General features: G+C 41.7%; 18 protein-coding genes, 1 tRNA gene and 4 pseudogenes. 14 read left to right on the top strand and 9 right to left on the bottom strand.

Going from position 1 to position 16,385, the window contains the following annotated elements; all coding sequences use genetic code 11:
• Positions 1-12: 12 nt before the first annotated feature.
• From ACLJPE_RS05265 to ACLJPE_RS05240, 6 genes and pseudogenes are all read left to right on the top strand, one after another.
• A pseudogene (locus ACLJPE_RS05265) lies at positions 13-180 on the top strand (isocitrate/isopropylmalate family dehydrogenase); the annotation flags it as partial.
• A 445-nt stretch (positions 181-625) separates the two neighbouring features.
• Positions 626-1,750 carry a type III secretion system effector SopF gene (sopF, locus tag ACLJPE_RS05260; RefSeq protein WP_024155303.1) on the top strand — a complete coding sequence of 375 codons (1,125 nt, stop codon included), beginning with the start codon at positions 626-628 and terminating at the stop codon, positions 1,748-1,750.
• A 189-nt stretch (positions 1,751-1,939) separates the two neighbouring features.
• A pseudogene (locus ACLJPE_RS05255) lies at positions 1,940-2,020 on the top strand (tail fiber assembly protein); the annotation flags it as partial.
• A gap of 774 nt (positions 2,021-2,794) precedes the next feature.
• Entirely contained in the window at positions 2,795-3,208 is a 414-nt protein-coding gene (pltB, locus tag ACLJPE_RS05250) for a typhoid-like toxin S-CDT binding subunit PltB (protein WP_000275698.1), read from the top strand.
• Between the two features lie 16 nt (positions 3,209-3,224).
• Positions 3,225-3,953, top strand: a complete 729-nt coding sequence (gene pltA / locus ACLJPE_RS05245) for a typhoid-like toxin S-CDT ADP-ribosylating subunit PltA (protein ID WP_000733298.1) — start codon at positions 3,225-3,227, stop codon at positions 3,951-3,953.
• A gap of 183 nt (positions 3,954-4,136) precedes the next feature.
• The gene (locus tag ACLJPE_RS05240) at positions 4,137-4,679 is read left to right on the top strand and encodes a glycoside hydrolase family 108 protein (RefSeq protein WP_000158843.1); all 543 of its coding nucleotides are present in this window, start codon (positions 4,137-4,139) and stop codon (positions 4,677-4,679) included.
• A gap of 147 nt (positions 4,680-4,826) precedes the next feature.
• On the opposite strand, the gene ACLJPE_RS05235 is transcribed toward ACLJPE_RS05240, so the two are convergent.
• Entirely contained in the window at positions 4,827-5,204 is a 378-nt protein-coding gene (locus ACLJPE_RS05235; protein ID WP_001277616.1) for a DUF1353 domain-containing protein, read from the bottom strand.
• Positions 5,205-5,276: 72 nt separating this feature from the next.
• On the bottom strand, positions 5,277-6,086 hold the full coding sequence (gene cdtB / locus ACLJPE_RS05230; RefSeq protein WP_001529135.1) for a cytolethal distending toxin S-CDT: 810 nt from the start codon (positions 6,084-6,086) through the stop codon (positions 5,277-5,279).
• A gap of 497 nt (positions 6,087-6,583) precedes the next feature.
• Here cdtB and ACLJPE_RS05225 point away from each other — a divergent pair, with 497 nt between their 5' ends.
• Complete coding sequence (locus ACLJPE_RS05225) at positions 6,584-6,748, top strand: hypothetical protein (RefSeq protein WP_039513200.1); 165 nt, start codon at positions 6,584-6,586, stop codon at positions 6,746-6,748.
• Positions 6,723-6,821: pseudogene (locus ACLJPE_RS05220) on the top strand (hypothetical protein); the annotation flags it as partial. The gene ACLJPE_RS05225 and the pseudogene ACLJPE_RS05220, both read left to right, overlap by 26 nt.
• A gap of 144 nt (positions 6,822-6,965) precedes the next feature.
• On the opposite strand, the gene msgA reads toward ACLJPE_RS05220, so the two are convergent.
• From msgA to pagD, 4 genes are all read right to left on the bottom strand, one after another.
• Positions 6,966-7,205 (bottom strand): virulence protein MsgA, encoded by a 240-nt coding sequence (gene msgA / locus ACLJPE_RS05215; RefSeq protein WP_000497451.1) that lies wholly within the window; start codon positions 7,203-7,205, stop codon positions 6,966-6,968.
• Positions 7,206-7,395: 190 nt separating this feature from the next.
• Positions 7,396-7,917, bottom strand: coding sequence for an RICIN domain-containing protein (locus tag ACLJPE_RS05210; protein ID WP_001529093.1), 522 nt, complete (start codon positions 7,915-7,917; stop codon positions 7,396-7,398).
• Between the two features lie 416 nt (positions 7,918-8,333).
• On the bottom strand, positions 8,334-8,546 hold the full coding sequence (gene cspH / locus ACLJPE_RS05205) for a cold shock-like protein CspH (protein WP_039513203.1): 213 nt from the start codon (positions 8,544-8,546) through the stop codon (positions 8,334-8,336).
• Between the two features lie 140 nt (positions 8,547-8,686).
• Positions 8,687-8,950 carry a virulence protein PagD gene (gene pagD / locus ACLJPE_RS05200; protein ID WP_039513205.1) on the bottom strand — a complete coding sequence of 88 codons (264 nt, stop codon included), beginning with the start codon at positions 8,948-8,950 and terminating at the stop codon, positions 8,687-8,689.
• Positions 8,951-9,756: 806 nt separating this feature from the next.
• Between pagD and pagC the strand changes: the two genes are divergently transcribed.
• Positions 9,757-10,314 carry a virulence membrane protein PagC gene (gene pagC, locus ACLJPE_RS05195; protein WP_001529121.1) on the top strand — a complete coding sequence of 186 codons (558 nt, stop codon included), beginning with the start codon at positions 9,757-9,759 and terminating at the stop codon, positions 10,312-10,314.
• 405 nt (positions 10,315-10,719) lie between these two features.
• Positions 10,720-10,796, top strand: a tRNA-Arg gene (locus tag ACLJPE_RS05190).
• Between the two features lie 754 nt (positions 10,797-11,550).
• Here the strand turns inward: ACLJPE_RS05190 and ACLJPE_RS05185 are convergent.
• Positions 11,551-11,895 carry a c-type lysozyme inhibitor gene (locus tag ACLJPE_RS05185; RefSeq protein ID WP_000977720.1) on the bottom strand — a complete coding sequence of 115 codons (345 nt, stop codon included), beginning with the start codon at positions 11,893-11,895 and terminating at the stop codon, positions 11,551-11,553.
• A gap of 377 nt (positions 11,896-12,272) precedes the next feature.
• Here ACLJPE_RS05185 and ACLJPE_RS05180 point away from each other — a divergent pair, with 377 nt between their 5' ends.
• The 4 genes and pseudogenes from ACLJPE_RS05180 (at position 12,273) to ACLJPE_RS05165 (ending at position 14,884) form a co-directional block, all read left to right on the top strand.
• Complete coding sequence (locus ACLJPE_RS05180; protein ID WP_000758944.1) at positions 12,273-12,398, top strand: hypothetical protein; 126 nt, start codon at positions 12,273-12,275, stop codon at positions 12,396-12,398.
• A 211-nt stretch (positions 12,399-12,609) separates the two neighbouring features.
• A pseudogene (locus ACLJPE_RS05175) lies at positions 12,610-12,882 on the top strand (hypothetical protein).
• A 152-nt stretch (positions 12,883-13,034) separates the two neighbouring features.
• Positions 13,035-13,502, top strand: coding sequence for an Hsp20 family protein (locus ACLJPE_RS05170; RefSeq protein WP_001218118.1), 468 nt, complete (start codon positions 13,035-13,037; stop codon positions 13,500-13,502).
• Positions 13,503-13,840: 338 nt separating this feature from the next.
• Positions 13,841-14,884 (top strand): sialidase family protein, encoded by a 1,044-nt coding sequence (locus ACLJPE_RS05165; protein WP_001529161.1) that lies wholly within the window; start codon positions 13,841-13,843, stop codon positions 14,882-14,884.
• 82 nt (positions 14,885-14,966) lie between these two features.
• Here the strand turns inward: ACLJPE_RS05165 and ACLJPE_RS05160 are convergent, their stop codons facing one another.
• Together ACLJPE_RS05160 and ACLJPE_RS05155 are read right to left on the bottom strand one after the other, a co-directional pair.
• Positions 14,967-15,497, bottom strand: coding sequence for a cytochrome b (locus ACLJPE_RS05160; protein ID WP_000929974.1), 531 nt, complete (start codon positions 15,495-15,497; stop codon positions 14,967-14,969).
• A gap of 148 nt (positions 15,498-15,645) precedes the next feature.
• Positions 15,646-15,960 (bottom strand): TRL-like family protein, encoded by a 315-nt coding sequence (locus tag ACLJPE_RS05155; protein WP_000182479.1) that lies wholly within the window; start codon positions 15,958-15,960, stop codon positions 15,646-15,648.
• Positions 15,961-16,385: the final 425 nt, after the last annotated feature.

Raw genomic sequence — 16,385 nt, 5'->3', positions numbered from 1 at the left:
GTTTTTGGCAATGTAATGCTGCGTCATATGCAGTGGTTTGAAGCGGCGGATCTGATTGTTAAAGGTATGGAAGGCGCGATTGCCGCGAAGACCGTGACCTATGACTTCGAACGTCTGATGGACGGCGCTAAGCTGCTGAAATGTAGTGAGTTTGGCGACGCGATTATCGCAAATATGTAATAACGATAATTGTTAAAATAAAAACGGGGACTTAACGTTCCCGTTTTTATTATTAGTATTCGAACGGTTATCAAAATAATTTATCAAAACTCCCTCAATTCAGACCGCAATAGTAATCCATCCTTTACCCCGATCGTCATGGTAACCTGAGACTCCCTGAAAATTGATAGTTACCGATTTTGATTGTAGTGGTTTTCTTTATGATGTGTGGTTTGGCTATTTTTTGAAAGTGCCTTATCAGATTTGTTGTTATTATCAGGATAATATTTCAATAAAAGGTGATAATTTATAGACTGCAATAGTGGGTAGATTAAGTATTTTATGAAATTATTAGTATGCTTTATTTGCACTTCTACAAGGCGGCTAAGAAGTGTTGAAATATCAGCCTGATAAAGAATACGTCAGCGAAAGTGAATACTATTAGTCGTAAAAATTCAGGAGACATATGCTCAAACCTATCTGCTATAGTGGAAGTGTAAAGGTTCCGCAATATCTGGAAACAGATAAGGAAAAAAATGTCGGACATACTCCTCTGTCTTCAGACATTCAGCAAGTTAAAAATGTTGTTGAAGATGTTCCGCCATTTCCAGAAAGCAGAGCGGCGAGAGGTTCTGTAAGCGCAGCGTACAGGCTTTCTTTTGACGAAGTATTTTGCGGTATCAGCAATGAAGAGCGTAAAAAGGTGTATGGTCGCCTTTTTGGAAAACAAGTACTTGCGCATATTCATTCCAGGTGTCAGCGCGACGCTGACATAATAAGAGAAAAAGCGCTCAGGCGGATAAGCCGTGAGTGTGGTGCCGAAATAGATTGCGCTCTCTTGCTAAATAAGATGGTGGATGTTTTACAAAATGCCCGGCTGACAATAAATTTTAATGCAGCAAAAATTGACTTTGTCTCTCTCTTAAAAAATAAAGAATATCTGAACTCTTATGCATTAGGTTGCAGACCAGGCGATTTACCTGCTTATAATGTCGGACGTGATTCAGTTGAAACTAAAGCATTTGAACTGGAGAAGCTTGCAGATTCACCTTATGCCCCATATGGTCAGACAGGCGGTTTTTCCGTAGCATATACTCCCAATAGTAGAACCTTTAGCCCTACAAGCAGACCAATTTATGCTGCACTGGACTTTCTGAACGGTGAAAATGGAGGTGCCAGCGCCTATGGGAAATCATTTTTTGAATTAAATGATAATGTAAAAACAAATTGTACATTTTCACCTTTTGATACCTACGGCCACAGATTTGGTCTGGATACGAGTAAATTATCTACATTTTGGCATATGGAGAACCTGATCGCATCCTGTCAAAATGATTTTTTTGGTTATAATTGCTTTAAGAGTTTGGTTAAAATGGCTAAGGGCGAAAAGTTTTTAGCTCACTCTAATTATGGTACAGGCTATGAAGGGAATTATATAGAGGCTCATATCCATGGTGATGTATGCTTATTTAGAGATATAAAACACGTTTATTTGTCTTTGCAAGAAAATTCTTACTCGAAAAGTCAACTATATGATTATGCAAAACAAATAAACCAGGCGCTTAATAGAGACTGCATAATATTATATTGACAAGCTTATTATCAGTTTCTTGAAAAGAGCTTTAAATGATCATGAGCGCATATTTCTTGAGGTAGGCAGTAACTGCTTTTATATTTATTAGCTTAGGACCGCTCTGGCAGATACCTGTGTGGCACTTCAGTATGGCCTGGCAAAATAGAGGAATATGGACCAGCAGAAGCTCCTGCTGGCTACTTTTCACTTAAATCGCTGGACTTCAGCGGCGCTTCAGATGAAGCGACCTTCACAGTCATCAGGTGGCCTGCATTACCACAGGAGTGATTTACTGGCTATCGATATTCCTGCTCATCAGGTTTTTACGTCATCTACGCACATTTATTCTGGTATAGTTGAAATACTGTAAAAATATTAAGGCTTATTATTTTTTCTTTAGGTAAATTTTCGCGCAACAAACTTGGATGCGTGAATGTTTGAAATATCATTGCTTTATACTAGATCTCAGCGGCCTACAGCTCACAATTTTATTAGATCATCTTCCTGAACATATTACTTTTATGGCGGTTATCAACAATAGGCTGGCTAAATTGCCTGACACTTTACCTGGAGGGTACAGACTGATTACGCGGGTAGGATCACTACACTGGAAAAAGATTGCCAGTTAATAAGATGTCGTCCATGATTCAGTTGGATGATAATGATTTATTCCCCACTCTTTGATCCTATAATAGTGATCTGATAGTTATCCAGAACGTTCTTACAGAGGGTGGGCTTGTTAAATAATCATCAAGTTATTAATGAGTTATGTCCTGCTTTGCTGAAAATAAAAACCAGTAGACAGACGACGGCGATCAATATGAGCCGGAAGTACCTGTGTTATTACCGTGGCAGAAATTCTGTAACTGATAAAATAGGTGTGGCTTATTATCAGTGATGAAATTTTTTATATATGTATTAATTGCTATTCACAAGTAATTTGAGTGTTTGTTGTGGTTGGTAACATTGTGTTGAAGTAAATCATGATAGACTGAATTTTGATGTGATGAGATATAATAAATTTGTGCTTTGTTAATTATTTTAAATGTACAGGAGAGTAGTATGTATATAAATAAGTTTGTGCCTGTTTATACATTATTAATTCTCATTTATTCTTTTAATGCCAGCGCTGAGTGGACAGGAGATAAAACGAACGCCTATTACTCAGACGAAGTTATCAGTGAATTACATGTTGGTCAGATAGATACTAGTCCTTATTTTTGCATAAAAACGGTTAAAGCTAACGGTAGTGGTACACCAGTTGTTGCATGTGCGGTATCAAAGCAGAGCATATGGGCACCCTCCTTTAAAGAACTTCTTGACCAGGCAAGATATTTTTATAGTACAGGGCAATCCGTAAGGATTCATGTTCAAAAAAATATCTGGACCTATCCGCTTTTTGTAAATACCTTTTCAGCAAATGCTCTTGTGGGACTATCATCGTGCAGTGCGACACAATGCTTTGGACCCAAGTAAGAGGGGAGAAGAAATAATGAAAAAGTTAATATTCTTAACCTTATCTATAGTTAGCTTTAATAACTATGCAGTAGATTTTGTGTATCGTGTGGACTCAACCCCGCCGGACGTTATTTTTCGCGATGGGTTTTCACTACTTGGGTATAACCGTAACTTTCAGCAATTTATCAGTGGAAGGTCATGTAGTGGTGGAAGTAGTGACAGTCGCTATATTGCAACAACCTCAAGTGTTAATCAAACATATGCTATAGCCAGAGCGTACTATTCTCGCTCAACATTCAAAGGTAATTTATACAGATATCAGATTCGTGCAGATAATAATTTCTACAGCTTGCTCCCATCCATCACCTATCTGGAAACGCAAGGTGGTCACTTTAATGCTTATGAAAAAACGATGATGCGATTGCAAAGAGAGTATGTTTCCACATTATCTATTTTACCCGAGAATATTCAAAAGGCCGTGGCGCTTGTTTATGATAGCGCAACAGGTCTGGTAAAGGATGGTGTAAGCACAATGAATTCCAGTTATTTAGGTTTAAGCACTACGTCTAATCCTGGCGTGATACCTTTTCTTCCGGAACCGCAGACGTATACCCAACAACGAATTGATGCATTCGGCCCATTAATAAGTTCATGCTTTTCAATAGGTAGCGTATGTCAATCACATCGAGGGCAAAGAGCTGACGTATACAACATGTCTTTTTATGATGCAAGACCTGTAATAGAACTTATACTTTCTAAATAAATGAAACTTACCTATGTTGCCTATTAAATTAAACAGACCGTTTATTAGTGGTCTGGTTAATATTGTTTATTAAGTTGGCTATCCACTTAAGTTTATATACTTCAATAAGTTTTTTATCAGATTCATTGCATTATCAATCATAGCATTCAGGTACGTATTTTATTAATATTAGAAGGAGTCATTATGACTAAAGATGAAATCTTTGCAGCTATCCTTAGTAGAGAAGGTGGTTACGTTGATCACCCTGACGACAGGGGGGGACCAACGCATTGGGGTATAACCCTGACGACGGCCCGGGCTAATGGCTATATGGGGGATATGCGGAATCTTACCCGTAATCAAGCATTAAAAATCCTTGAGGCAGATTATTGGTATGGTCCACGACTTGATCAGGTTGCCATTATCTCTCACTCTATCGCAGCTGAGCTTTGTGATACTGGTGTGAACATGGGACCCTCAATCCCGATTAAGTACTTCCAGCGTTGGCTTAATGTTTTTAATGATCAGCAAAAAATTTATCCGGATTTGATAGCAGATGGTCAGATTGGGCCACGGACGCTTTCGGCACTAACATTTTTTCTCTCTCACCGGAGAGATGAGGGCGAAATGATACTTATCCGGGCATTGAATTGTAGTCAGGGACAACGCTATCTGGAGTTAGCTGAAAAGCGCCAGGCGAATGAGTCATTTGTTTATGGATGGATAAAGGAACGGGTAAGGTTGTAATTCCCTTACTTACCACTATGGCGGTTTGTGATGATAGCATATAATGATATATTCACACAGAGAACTGGTGAAAGCCACTAAGTCTCATTATTACTATATTAAGGCGTCAGGTTTTTCTATAGTTCTTTGTGTGTTAAAAACAAGAAATTAATTATGTTGTATGGTATGAGAATGATAGTATTTCCAGCCAAATATTCTTACGGCTAAATACATTATTATCCTTTTCCATTTTGGCACGCCCAGAACTTTCATTCCATCCAGGAATATGAGATCGGACTCTTTTCTGTTACGTAATGGATAATGATACAGGTAGTCATGAATGATTGCCGCTTTGGCATATTCACCATCCGGTGGTAATAATGACCAGAAAATACGCGGAACAGTGGCAAGGTCGGTAACGAATCCTACCGGTACTTCAATGACATCATTTTTATCTTCACTGAGATAAAACCTGAATGGCTCATAAACACGCCATTTATAATGACCTAACATTTCCATAATTGCTGGACTGGTAAAACAACTCATAATTTTACCTTATAATAAATATATATTCTGCACCTTACGCTCAAAGTACATGTCGTCAACGCTATTTACTCATTAACAGCTTCGTGCCAAAAAGGCTACGGGATAATGATCAGAAGCGAGTTGTGGATTACGTAATGCTTCAACCCTTTGTGAATAAGGTGCTCGATCGACAATGACCCCATAATCTAAAATACCACCGCCAATTTGCGTGGGTTCTGTAGGTGCGAGTACGGCTACAACTCGTTCCAGATGCTCAGTCATCAGGTCATTTTCAAGTCTGTCTGGGCTGCGATTAAAATCCCCGGCAAGAAACCAGGATAAATGCCGCATCTGAGGTTGTCTAAAAAAATTAATGGTAACCCTGACAATAGCTGCAGCATCCGGACCTCCACTAGCCAGTGCGTGCGCTGTCAGAAAAACATCATTACCCAGTCCGATGCCAATGACGGGGCGAGATGCGACAGTTGTCGGACGCAAGACATAAACATTATCCGCTCTTTGTCTGGAAACTATTGCCAGATTAACACGGCGTGCTCCAACATCAATAGCCGAGTGGTAGATATATCTTATATCCTGACGGCTGGTGGTTCCGAGATTCCAGGTGTATTCATCAATGGGAATACCCACTCCAAAAGGCTGAATATGTCGTCCGGTAGGAACCGCTGAGGTGGGAACAGCACCGGCCTCCTGTACCATAAGAATATCCACACCGGCAGTACCACTTAAAAGCTGTCTGACATTGACATTCCATTTACTTTCTGTAGATGCTGAAGAGCCCTGAAGATTCCAGGTCATAACTTTGTAGTCACTGATATTAGCGCAGGCAAAAGAAATATAGCTGCAGATGATCATGGTCAGAAGGAAAAAAACAGGTTTTTTCATGATATCTACTCTCCCGATTATTACTTTTTTATCTGAATGATATATGTGTTCATAACCCATTGTTTCATGACGTTGATTTTATTCTGGCTATGCCTGACTTGTTTCTGGTTCTATGTCTTGTGCAGGTAGTAAGATACATAGTCTAACGTCAATAAAACTAAAATAGATGTCTATTACAGAGGTAAAATGATAGTTTATTCAGTACAATCAATTAATTATTGTTAAGACTAAAGAGACAACTATAGATAAATAGCTAACTGAATTTAAAACTCCATTCGCTTAACTCATTGTAACTGTATTGGGTTGATTTATTTGCGGAAAGAAAGATTCGATATCATTGGTACTTTATAAGTAAACATAATTTTTTCATTACCAGGATTATTATATCCCTGTGTGGAAGGTAACATTTCATCTATTCTCACTCTTGTAGTGACACAGTAAATTTAGTCACCTGATTAAAGGTGATCTTCTCACCTCAACACAAAACAGGTGACTTAATGAACAAGAACACCGGACAAATTAATGGTTACATCTTGAACGACTACAACAGCGTCAGACCTCACCATTATAACGGTGCACTGACGCCGGAAAAACCTGAGAACAGGTACCGTTTTTACTGTAAAACCGTGACCAATAGTGTCGATGCGCAGCAAAACGTATAATTCGTTGATAGGGCTTACAGGCGTGGCACTGGGCAAAACGTTCAGTGGCAAGGACTGGCGCTGGAGCAGTCGGCATTTGGCAAATAGCATATTGACCACGCGATAAACGCCAACTTCCGCTACATGTTCTGAGTGGTGGCGTTTGCGTTATATCGTCACAGACAGCGCCTCAGGGCGCTGTTTTCGATCGGATATGTCGCTTTCGCAGGAGGGGACGTTATTCGGCGACCAGCCACATATCAGCCTCTTCAAACATCTCTTCCAGCATACGGTGCAGCCGTTCTTTCTCGGTTTTTGTACAGTCACTGTTTAATGCGTTCGCCTGCATTGGCTTAACTTTCACTTGCGCATCGGGAAAAAGTTGATGTACGCGTTTTGTGAGTTCATTGAGGATGATTTCGCGTGCGCCTGGCAAACCTTCAACATTTCGCTTGTCATAAACGAGTTCGACGAACATCGCCATTTCCTTTTTACTGGTTGGATGACCAGTATTTAAGCTGGGTATATAACCGGTGTCAAGGTTTAGCCGCCGTTTTGTCATCCTGACGTTGCGGACGTAAAGTAAATTGATCGCACGTGGAAGTAAAGGTCGCTAACCTGTTGTCGTGTCATGAGGTTAGCGGCTCTCTCTTCACAGCGGTGTCCTGCTACCTGATGGTAAATTCCAGGGCGCGACTAAAATCGCAATCGGCCAACACAACAGGGTCGCCTTTTCTGACAATAATGCTATTTGTGCCCAGGCATTTTCGGCTCTGTTTCCCCTTAATTTTGTTATCATCAGTGAGCCAGCGCTGGTTATCATTACCCGTGCATGAATAAAGAATGATTGGCGTGCCTTCTTTCGTACCCTGTCCTGCAGCATCCAGACATTTCTCACCCTGCGTGATTCTGTCTCGGTGAAATGAGAAAAGCTGAGATTGCACATGCTTACACTCCCGCAGCGTCAAACGATTCTGTTGATCTGAGCCTGTATCAAGGCACAGACCATCAGTTGTCCGAATTTGTTCCGCGTCATTTATGTAATAACCACCGGAATTAATCTGGTTTTGTGTAATGACTGGGAACGACACATTAATACTATAAGGTGCGGGTAAGCCGTTCGTCGTACATCCACATAAAATAGAGGAGAGGCAGAGAACCAGTGTGGTTTTTCCTGAAAGCAAAGTCATTCAATTATTACCCTAAAAATAAATAGCGTTACAACTATATTGGCGATTTATACCCACTGAATATGACGTAGCATTGAGCGGCAATAGAGATAATTCCGATAGAATCACATAAATACTTCGGTTAAACGCGCGCAGCCTGCCACTCCTGTGACGATGGGTATATAGCGTTAAATACTTTTGCAATATTAGATGCTATCACAGTGAAAAACGGCTGTACATTTCTTCACGTTAAACAAAGTGAGAAGGGGGCTGACACCTGATATATGATAAAAGAGGTCACAGGAGTCATTAGCAAAATAAATCCTTTAGATTTTCGCCACTGAAAACATTCTGCAGCCTTTCAGGCAAAGCCTCATAGCAGACTGCGGAGGTATACGGACTCGCTAAATTTTTCTGAAAAAATGCCGAGTGACGAATTATGAAAGATAAACGTTGGCGGCGGTAGGTCCGCGGAGGTCATTAATACGACAAAACTCAACGCGTATACCGGGGATAAGCGCTTCTGTTTCGTGTTGGCTAAATGCTGAAATGTGGACCTGAACATCTTTGCGTCCATCGGAGGGGGTGATGAGACCTTTACCGCTCTTACAATCAAAGGTTTTGACAATTCCTGTCATTTTACGAGACAAACAAATTCCTTAAACGGGATAACGAGGCGCACTATACACGTCAGGAAAAATAATGCCAGCTATATTTGATGGCAATCAAGATTTCCGGATGGCTAAAAGTAGTCGTTCGGCAGCATTGTAGATATTGTAGATAAATAACATTATGTTCTGGAGAAAGTATTCCCTTTCCTGGCGTCGTTGACTGGTGCGGACATCATGGGTTTTGTCGTCGGGCAGGACGGTGAACTAATCTGCCTGGCTTGCTTTTTATCGGTACTTGCAGGCGGTTGCGGGGTTTTACTACCAAAATCGTAGATAAAAATTTCCCATGATGCCTGTTGTAAACCAGAACAATGGTCTGAACTGGCCAAAACATGGAATGAAAAAGTAAGTAATGACCAAAGTATAAAAGCATGATGTTTCATAACGCCTCCTGTTATACGCAATGACTTGTGAAGTTCATCTCCAGAATTATGGAACGTCATTGGCATTTTTTATTCAACGAAGAGTTAACCATTCTTAATAATAATGGGTTTTATAGAGAAATAGACTTTTTTATCGGGTTTTCAATATTTGCGTCCGTTATTATTTTTCTGGAATGTAAATTCTCTCTCAATACAGGTGATATTTATATTGTAATTGTGGTATTGATTCTATTCTTATAACAAGAAATGTTGTAACTGATAGATATATTAAAAAGGTTAAATCGGAGCGGGAATAAAGCGTGCTGAGCATCATAGTGAATATGGTTACGGCACCAGCGATGGCATATAACGGTATTTCGGCTGGAGCGTCAAGTGAGGGCTGTGAAGCACAATGAGATATGTTCTGGTTATATGGCGAGTTTGCTTACTGATATGTTTCTAGTCACGCGGCGTCAGTTCTCTTAGCATGGTTGTTGGATTTTTCTTTAAATATCAAAATGTTATGTGGTGAATTTATTGTTCCATAGTGGCTAAACACTTTATAGTTTCTGTTAAATATATATGCGTGAGAAAAATTAGCATTCAAATCTATAAAAGTGAGATGACATTGTAGAACCGGTTACCTTAAGGAGCGATAGAGAACTTCGGTAGTAAAAATCTCTTTCAGGAAGTAAACGTATCAGGAGCGATAGTGGTGAATTATTCGTGGTTTTGTCGATTCGGCATAGTGGCGATAACTGAATGCCGGATCGGTACCGCAGGTGTTTAAACACACCGTAAATAATAAGTAGTATTAAGGAGTTGTTATGAAAAATATTATTTTATCCACTTTAGTTATTACTACAGGCGTTTTGGTTGTAAATGTTGCACAGGCCGATACTAACGCCTTTTCCGTGGGGTATGCACAAAGTAAAGTTCAGGATTTCAAAAATATCCGAGGGGTAAATGTGAAATATCGTTATGAGGATGACTCTCCGGTAAGTTTTATTTCCTCGCTAAGTTACTTATATGGAGACAGACAGGCTTCCGGGTCTGTTGAGCCTGAAGGTATTCATTACCATGACAAGTTTGAGGTGAAGTACGGCTCTTTTATGGTTGGGCCAGCCTATCGATTGTCTGACAATTTTTCGTTATACGCGCTGGCAGGTGTCGGCACGGTAAAGGCGACGTTTAAAGAACATTCCACTCAGGATGGCGATTCTTTTTCTAACAAAATTTCCTCAAGGAAAACGGGATTTGCCTGGGGCGCAGGTGTACAGATGAATCCGCTGGAGAATATCGTCGTCGATGTTGGGTATGAAGGAAGCAACATCTCCTCTACAAAAATAAACGGCTTCAACGTCGGGGTTGGATACCGTTTCTGAAAAGCATAAGCTATGCGGAAGGTTCGCCTTCCGCACCGCCAGTCAATAAAACAGGGCTTCTTTACCAGTGACACGTACCTGCCTGACTTTTCTCTCTTCGTCATACTCTCTTCGTCATAGTGACGCTGTACATAACATCTCACCAGCATAAGCACAGATAAAGGATTGTGGTAAGCAATCAAGGTTGCTCAGGTAGGTGATAAGCAGGAAGGACAATCTGGTGTAAATAACGCCAGATCTCACAAGATTCACTCTGAAAAATTTTCCTGGAATTAATCACAATGTCATCAAGATTTTGTGACCGCCTTCGCATATTGTACCTGCCGTTGAACGACTACTGAAAAGTAGCAAGGTATGTATCTTATCCAGGAGAGCACCTTTTTTGCGCCTGGCAGAAGTCCCCAGCCGCCACTAGCTCAGCTGGATAGAGCATCAACCTCCTAAGTTGATGGTGCGAGGTTCGAGGCCTCGGTGGCGGTCCAATGTGGTTATCGTATAATGTTATTACCTCAGTGTCAGGCTGATGATGTGGGTTCGACTCCCACTGACCACTTCAGTTTTGAATAAGTATTGTCCTGCAATACTGTTACAGAATAATTTCATTTATTACGTGACAAGATAGTCATTTATAAAAAATGCACAAAAATGTTATTGTCTTTTATTACTTGTGAGTTGTAGATTTTTCTTATGCGGTGAATCCCCCTTTGCGGCGGGGCGTCCAGTCAAATAGTTAATGTTCCTCGCGAGCCATATTGACTGTGGTATGGTTCACCGGGAGGCACCCGGCACCGCAATTTTTTATAAAATGAAATTCACACCCTATGGTTCAGAGCGGTGTTTTTCTACATCAGGTGGGCAAGCATAATGCAGGTTAACGTGAAAGATATGAGCAATAGCAGAAACCTGTGATTTCGTTTATGGCCTGGGGATTTAACCGCGCCAGAGCGTATGCAAGACCCTGGCGCGGTTGGCTGGTAATCGTTCAATAGTGCGAATATGAATGGTTACCAGCCGCTGTGAATTCTACCTGGGCCACTTAATAAAGCAAAACATTTAAACACTAAACAACGACAATTAAGACAGTTCGAACTTTTCTTTAAAAATAGGATTAGCCATGTTTAAAAGTGGTTACTAATTAGCCATTATTTTATTGTAGTGATTCACATATTTTTTAACGTTACGTTACAGGAAGGTTGAAGTGGAAATGCCTGATGAGCCTTCAGGCATTTCTGAAGGTTAGTTAGCTAAGGAACAGTTACTGAGAACAGGTTTATCATCACCTTCCACCAGTTCAGCCGTTTTGCCTTTGGTATAAAGTTTATAAGTATAATTTTTGTCTATGGCTTCGTAATTTGCTCCGGAGGCCATTTTCATTAACCGCATCGGGATCATCTCGTTTACCTGGCTGATAATCGCATAGGCGTTTCCAGCCTCAGTGTTGACGTAAATCACCTCCATAACCTGGTTATCATTACAGGTGTATATAGATTTAGAAATCTCCTGCGAAGCTGCTATAGAGGTGGTACTGGCGCTAAGCGCAGCGAGAAAGAGGGCAAATGGGATCAATTTACGTTTCATCATTAGTATCCTTTGTGCATAAAATTGTCGTTAATTCCCTGCAGAACGGGAGATAAAGCGGCATCAATACGATGAATGCTGTAGTATTCCTGTTTACTGACGAAAAGTGCGCCAGAAAAGCGTATTATAATTTATCCATCACTGACATAGGTGATGAGTAGACAAATCTTAAAATCATAAACTATAGGCTGCAAATCATTATGGCGCGATAGAAAATGATTGTCACCACTGCTCAATACTATGGCATAAAAACCGAAGAAAACGGTACTGTTCACTGTCTCGTTTCATACGGTATCTGTCAGTGAAACTATTTCTTCAAATGATGGTCTTTTTATTATCGATCAGATAATGACATCAACAGGGGTTATTCAGGAGTATATGTGAAAAAGTGGCTTATAGGAGGGATATTGATCGCAAGTTTTCTGACCGGTTGTCTGATGTGGCACAACATTGATAAATGGTTTAATAAAGATATCGAATTTTTCTACGCCGGAGACGATGACTAAAATTCCTGTCAGCTGGCAACGGGTGTCATATCTTCAGGTATGGCGCCCGGAGTAGCCGGGCGCAAATTGTAGATGTATAAATGTCATTTCAAATGTCATTTCATTAAAATTTTAGCGACAACATGGACAGCCACTATCGCGTGCTAACGACCCTCTGAAGTCACAAGATGAATAAGCCAGTTTTTTGTTTCAGCGGTGACTGAAACATATTTTGTTCCTGGTGGGCTTACCGCCAGTTGCTGAAAAAGACAACGATGATGTAACTGTTGCAGAGACTGATGAATACGACGACCGTGAATTTTATTTTTGGCGACCATATTTCCTCCCAAAAGGCCGCCCGAAGGCGGCGCTGGGTTTGATAATGGAGAAGGGCGTTGGTCACTGCCATAACCAACCTGTATACACTAATGCAATTGATAATCATTATCAATTATGCTGATGAAGAAAAATTGTAAAGATGAAGGGACAGCGGAAATGGCAATGAACGGGATGAGACTTTTCGTTAACCACTTAAATTCGTGACTAAAAAAAGGCTTTTATAGGCTTGAAAATGTTTTTTCCGTCCCTATGTAGTCAGTGGACAAGCAATGCTTGCCTTGATGTTGAACTTTTGAATAGTGATTCAGGAGGTTAATGATGGCACTCAGAACCTTGTCAGCACTTCCCGTGTTTGCTGATTCTCTTTTCTCTGACCGTTTCAACCGTATTGATAGACTTTTCAGTCAATTAACAGGAGATACGCCAGTCGCTGCGACGCCAGCTTACGATCTGCAAAAGCGCGATGCGAATAACTATCTGCTTACCGTGAGCGTTCCTGGCTGGAAAGAGGAAGAGCTTGAAATTGAAACGGTTGGCGGCAACCTGAATATTACGGGTAAACACACTGAAGAGACGGTAGAGGATCAGACGCACTGGATTTATCGTGGTATTCGTAAGGCGGATTTCCAGTTGAGTTTTTCTTTGCCTGAACATGCTAAGGTGAATAATGCGAAACTGGAACAGGGCCTCTTGTTGGTCGAGATTTACCAGGAGATCCCTGAAAGCGAGAAACCGAAAAAAATTGCCATAGAAAGCAAACCAAAGGCGATTGAACACAAATCATAATCGCGTTAATAGAGGCCCGTTTAGACGGGCCTTCATTGCCTGTAGCGAAAAGTATCCCGTCATGCTTGTAGGCACAGATCGCTAAATATTATAGCCCTGACCTCTATATTATCCCGTGCCACTGACCTCGTCGCCATTGGACGGCGGTAAGTTGGAATTATCCGCGAGGTCAGTCCAATTTTTGTCCACTCTCGACATTCTGCCTGTTATGGGCGCGATATCTGAACATAAATTCGTATAGCGGTTCATCGTTTTCACCGCGTTGATGCTATTTCTGCTAACACTACTTTCATACATAAAAAAGCTGATGCTTTTTACCTTATTTAATAGAGGCAGGTATGAAATTAGCGCTCGTCAATCGGCAGGTCATTTTACCGGAAAGCGGAACCGAGCCCTTCCAGTGCCATGCCTCTACGCTTGTTCGCTTACCGTGCGGTACGCTCGTGGCCGCATGGTTCGCGGGGTTGCGCGAAGGAAGCGAAGATACAGCCATCTGGCTATCTCGCTATGAACATAATATCTGGACAACACCGCAGCGAGTGGCGGCACGCGAGGGGGAAGCGCACTGGAATCCGGTGTTATTTTACCCGTCGGATAAATTGTGGTTATTTTATAAAGTAGGCAGCGACGTACACGTGTGGAAAACCTGGTTTATCACCTCCAGCGATAGAGGATTTACCTGGAGTACGCCAGCTCCGTTGGTTAACGATGATATTTTGCCGCGCGGTCCCGTGAAAAATAAACTCCTGCTGGCATCAAATGGCGCCTGGATTGCGCCAGGGTCGATTGAAAGTCCTGAACGGTGGAGGGCATTTGTGGATCGATCCTCTGACGAAGGAAAACACTGGAATATCTCTTTTGTTCCACTGGAGGCTGATAACGCTATTCCCGGGACAAACGTAGCGTTGTGGGATGGTGTAAAAAAGGGGATGTTGTGGGAATGTTGTCTGGAAAACCTCCTGCGCTGGGATGGCGTTATTCAGCCTACGCTGTGGGAGTCTTCTCCGGGGCATATCCATATGTTGTTACGAAGCACACGCGGGGCAATTTTTCGCAGTGATTCAATCGACTATGGCGCTACCTGGTCTGTTGCCCGCGCGACATCTTTACCGAATAATAATAGTGGTATCGATCTGGTTAGTATGCAGGACGGTACGCTGATTCTTGCGTTAAATCCGGTCAACGGCAACTGGGGAAAGCGCTATCCGCTTTCACTGATTGCTTCCCAGGATAATGGCGAATCATGGCTACCGCTACTGGACCTGGAAAGTGACCACGGTGAGTATTCTTATCCCGCTATTATTAGCGAGGGCGGCGTCGTACATATCACCTACACGTGGAACCGGAAAAATATCGTATATTGTCGATTACAAACGGTATAAGGCGCTATCAGTCGAAACCGATAGCGCTGGAATAATAATGCCTTGCCCGGCGTGCTCTCTCACGCCGGGATGGCCGAAATAGTCATGATTTACCGGGTAACATCCTTGAAAATGTATCGTCTTTTTGTATGTAATGGTGAAACAACGCCGCTGCTGCATGCATGGCAATCAGGAAATAGCCGATATTGGCCAGCATTTCATGAATACGCTTTATATCCGATTTTAGGGTGCTATCTGGCGTCAAAAATACCGGTACAGTAAAACCAAAAAAGCTCCAGCTTTTCCCGCCTGACGCCATCATCGCGACGCCCAGCAGCGGTAAGGCGAGAAAAGTGAGATAAAGCGCGATATGCATTAATTTAGCGGCTACGTGCTGCCAGTGAGGAGGGGGAGGCGTAATGACCGGATCCGGGTATTTGTGTTTAAGATATAACCGTAAAAACATCAGCGCCCAGACCAGAACGCCCATATCATAGTGCATGTCTTTCATAAACAGATAAACGCTGGAGCCTTTTGGCGCCCACCCTCGTAACTCAATAGCCGCATATGCGATGCCTGTCAGGAGCAGTGTTAACCAGTGAAGCGTTATTTGCAGTCTTGAGAAATGTGCCATTATTATTATCCTTTATTAACAACTGCTTGTAGAGTATGCGTAAAATCTTAACAGAACCTTAAAGCGGGGGCTGAGTCGCAAGGAACAGACAGAGATAGCGGCACGTAAAATGGGATAAAAAGCCGGCGGCATCGCCGGCTTACTGTTGTTATTGTCCTCTTACGACAACACAGGTTTTACCATAAAACGGATATGAGCCCGTAGTTTCATAATCAACACTCGACACTAAAGAAATATCGCCCGCTTTTTTCGCTGAATCAATAGATGCGTCGCCGGTATTTACAATACCCAATACCGTTTGCGCACACGCTTTACCGGTTTTGGTTGCCGGGAGACTCGTGGCAGTAATTGGCCCTTTAACATCCGTATATAAGCCAATCCCTGTCGGTGATGGTCCTGTAGCACACCCCGTTAAAAGAGAACCAATAAAGATAATTGAAAAAATGTGTTTTTTATTTGTCATGGGATTAGTCCATTATAAATTAATAGAAAATTTACCGTCCGAAAATGTCCGGACAGTCATTTAAAAAGTGGTGTATATTAAATATGCGATATTACTCTTTGCACCCTCCTGTTGATGTCGTACCTGATGGACAAATATCCGTTGAAGCCGGATATATTCCCCACGCCGTGTTTTTATAACTTGCGCATCCTGTCAGCAATGAGAACAGTACGGCTAAAAAAATCATCACGAGCCCTGGCGGCGTTAACATTTTTCGGTTGGACTCCATAGCATGTCATTTCATCGGGTTGCCATATGACTGGCGTTCTGCCGGTAAGTTTCATTAACGCCCGGTTCGTTTAATATTGGTTTAGGTTTAAAGCCAGGAGGCGCTAATTACGATACCTTCTTACGTTTCAGCACTGACTAATAACGTTGAGAAAATG

Source organism: Salmonella sp. SAL04196 (genome assembly GCF_046550835.1).
GTDB classification, from domain to species: Bacteria; Pseudomonadota; Gammaproteobacteria; order Enterobacterales; family Enterobacteriaceae; genus Salmonella; species Salmonella enterica.
Note: the sequence above shows the minus strand (reverse complement) of the source record. Positions and strands in the feature narration are given on the sequence as shown.

Bases quoted from the DNA above. Each gene is read 5' to 3' on its own strand.
- pltB (WP_000275698.1), top strand. From the start codon at position 2,795: ATGTATATAAATAAGTTTGTGCCTGTTTATACATTATTAATTCTCATT.
- ACLJPE_RS05240 (WP_000158843.1), top strand. From the start codon at position 4,137: ATGACTAAAGATGAAATCTTTGCAGCTATCCTTAGTAGAGAAGGTGGT.
- ACLJPE_RS05160 (WP_000929974.1), bottom strand. From the start codon at position 15,497: ATGGCACATTTCTCAAGACTGCAAATAACGCTTCACTGGTTAACACTG.
- ACLJPE_RS05155 (WP_000182479.1), bottom strand. From the start codon at position 15,960: ATGACAAATAAAAAACACATTTTTTCAATTATCTTTATTGGTTCTCTT.
- pltA (WP_000733298.1), top strand. From the start codon at position 3,225: ATGAAAAAGTTAATATTCTTAACCTTATCTATAGTTAGCTTTAATAAC.
- ACLJPE_RS05225 (WP_039513200.1), top strand. From the start codon at position 6,584: ATGAACAAGAACACCGGACAAATTAATGGTTACATCTTGAACGACTAC.
- ACLJPE_RS05165 (WP_001529161.1), top strand. From the start codon at position 13,841: ATGAAATTAGCGCTCGTCAATCGGCAGGTCATTTTACCGGAAAGCGGA.
- ACLJPE_RS05235 (WP_001277616.1), bottom strand. From the start codon at position 5,204: ATGAGTTGTTTTACCAGTCCAGCAATTATGGAAATGTTAGGTCATTAT.
- msgA (WP_000497451.1), bottom strand. From the start codon at position 7,205: ATGTTCGTCGAACTCGTTTATGACAAGCGAAATGTTGAAGGTTTGCCA.
- ACLJPE_RS05185 (WP_000977720.1), bottom strand. From the start codon at position 11,895: ATGATGAAACGTAAATTGATCCCATTTGCCCTCTTTCTCGCTGCGCTT.
- pagC (WP_001529121.1), top strand. From the start codon at position 9,757: ATGAAAAATATTATTTTATCCACTTTAGTTATTACTACAGGCGTTTTG.
- cdtB (WP_001529135.1), bottom strand. From the start codon at position 6,086: ATGAAAAAACCTGTTTTTTTCCTTCTGACCATGATCATCTGCAGCTAT.
- ACLJPE_RS05170 (WP_001218118.1), top strand. From the start codon at position 13,035: ATGGCACTCAGAACCTTGTCAGCACTTCCCGTGTTTGCTGATTCTCTT.
- pagD (WP_039513205.1), bottom strand. From the start codon at position 8,950: ATGAAACATCATGCTTTTATACTTTGGTCATTACTTACTTTTTCATTC.
- ACLJPE_RS05210 (WP_001529093.1), bottom strand. From the start codon at position 7,917: ATGACTTTGCTTTCAGGAAAAACCACACTGGTTCTCTGCCTCTCCTCT.
- sopF (WP_024155303.1), top strand. From the start codon at position 626: ATGCTCAAACCTATCTGCTATAGTGGAAGTGTAAAGGTTCCGCAATAT.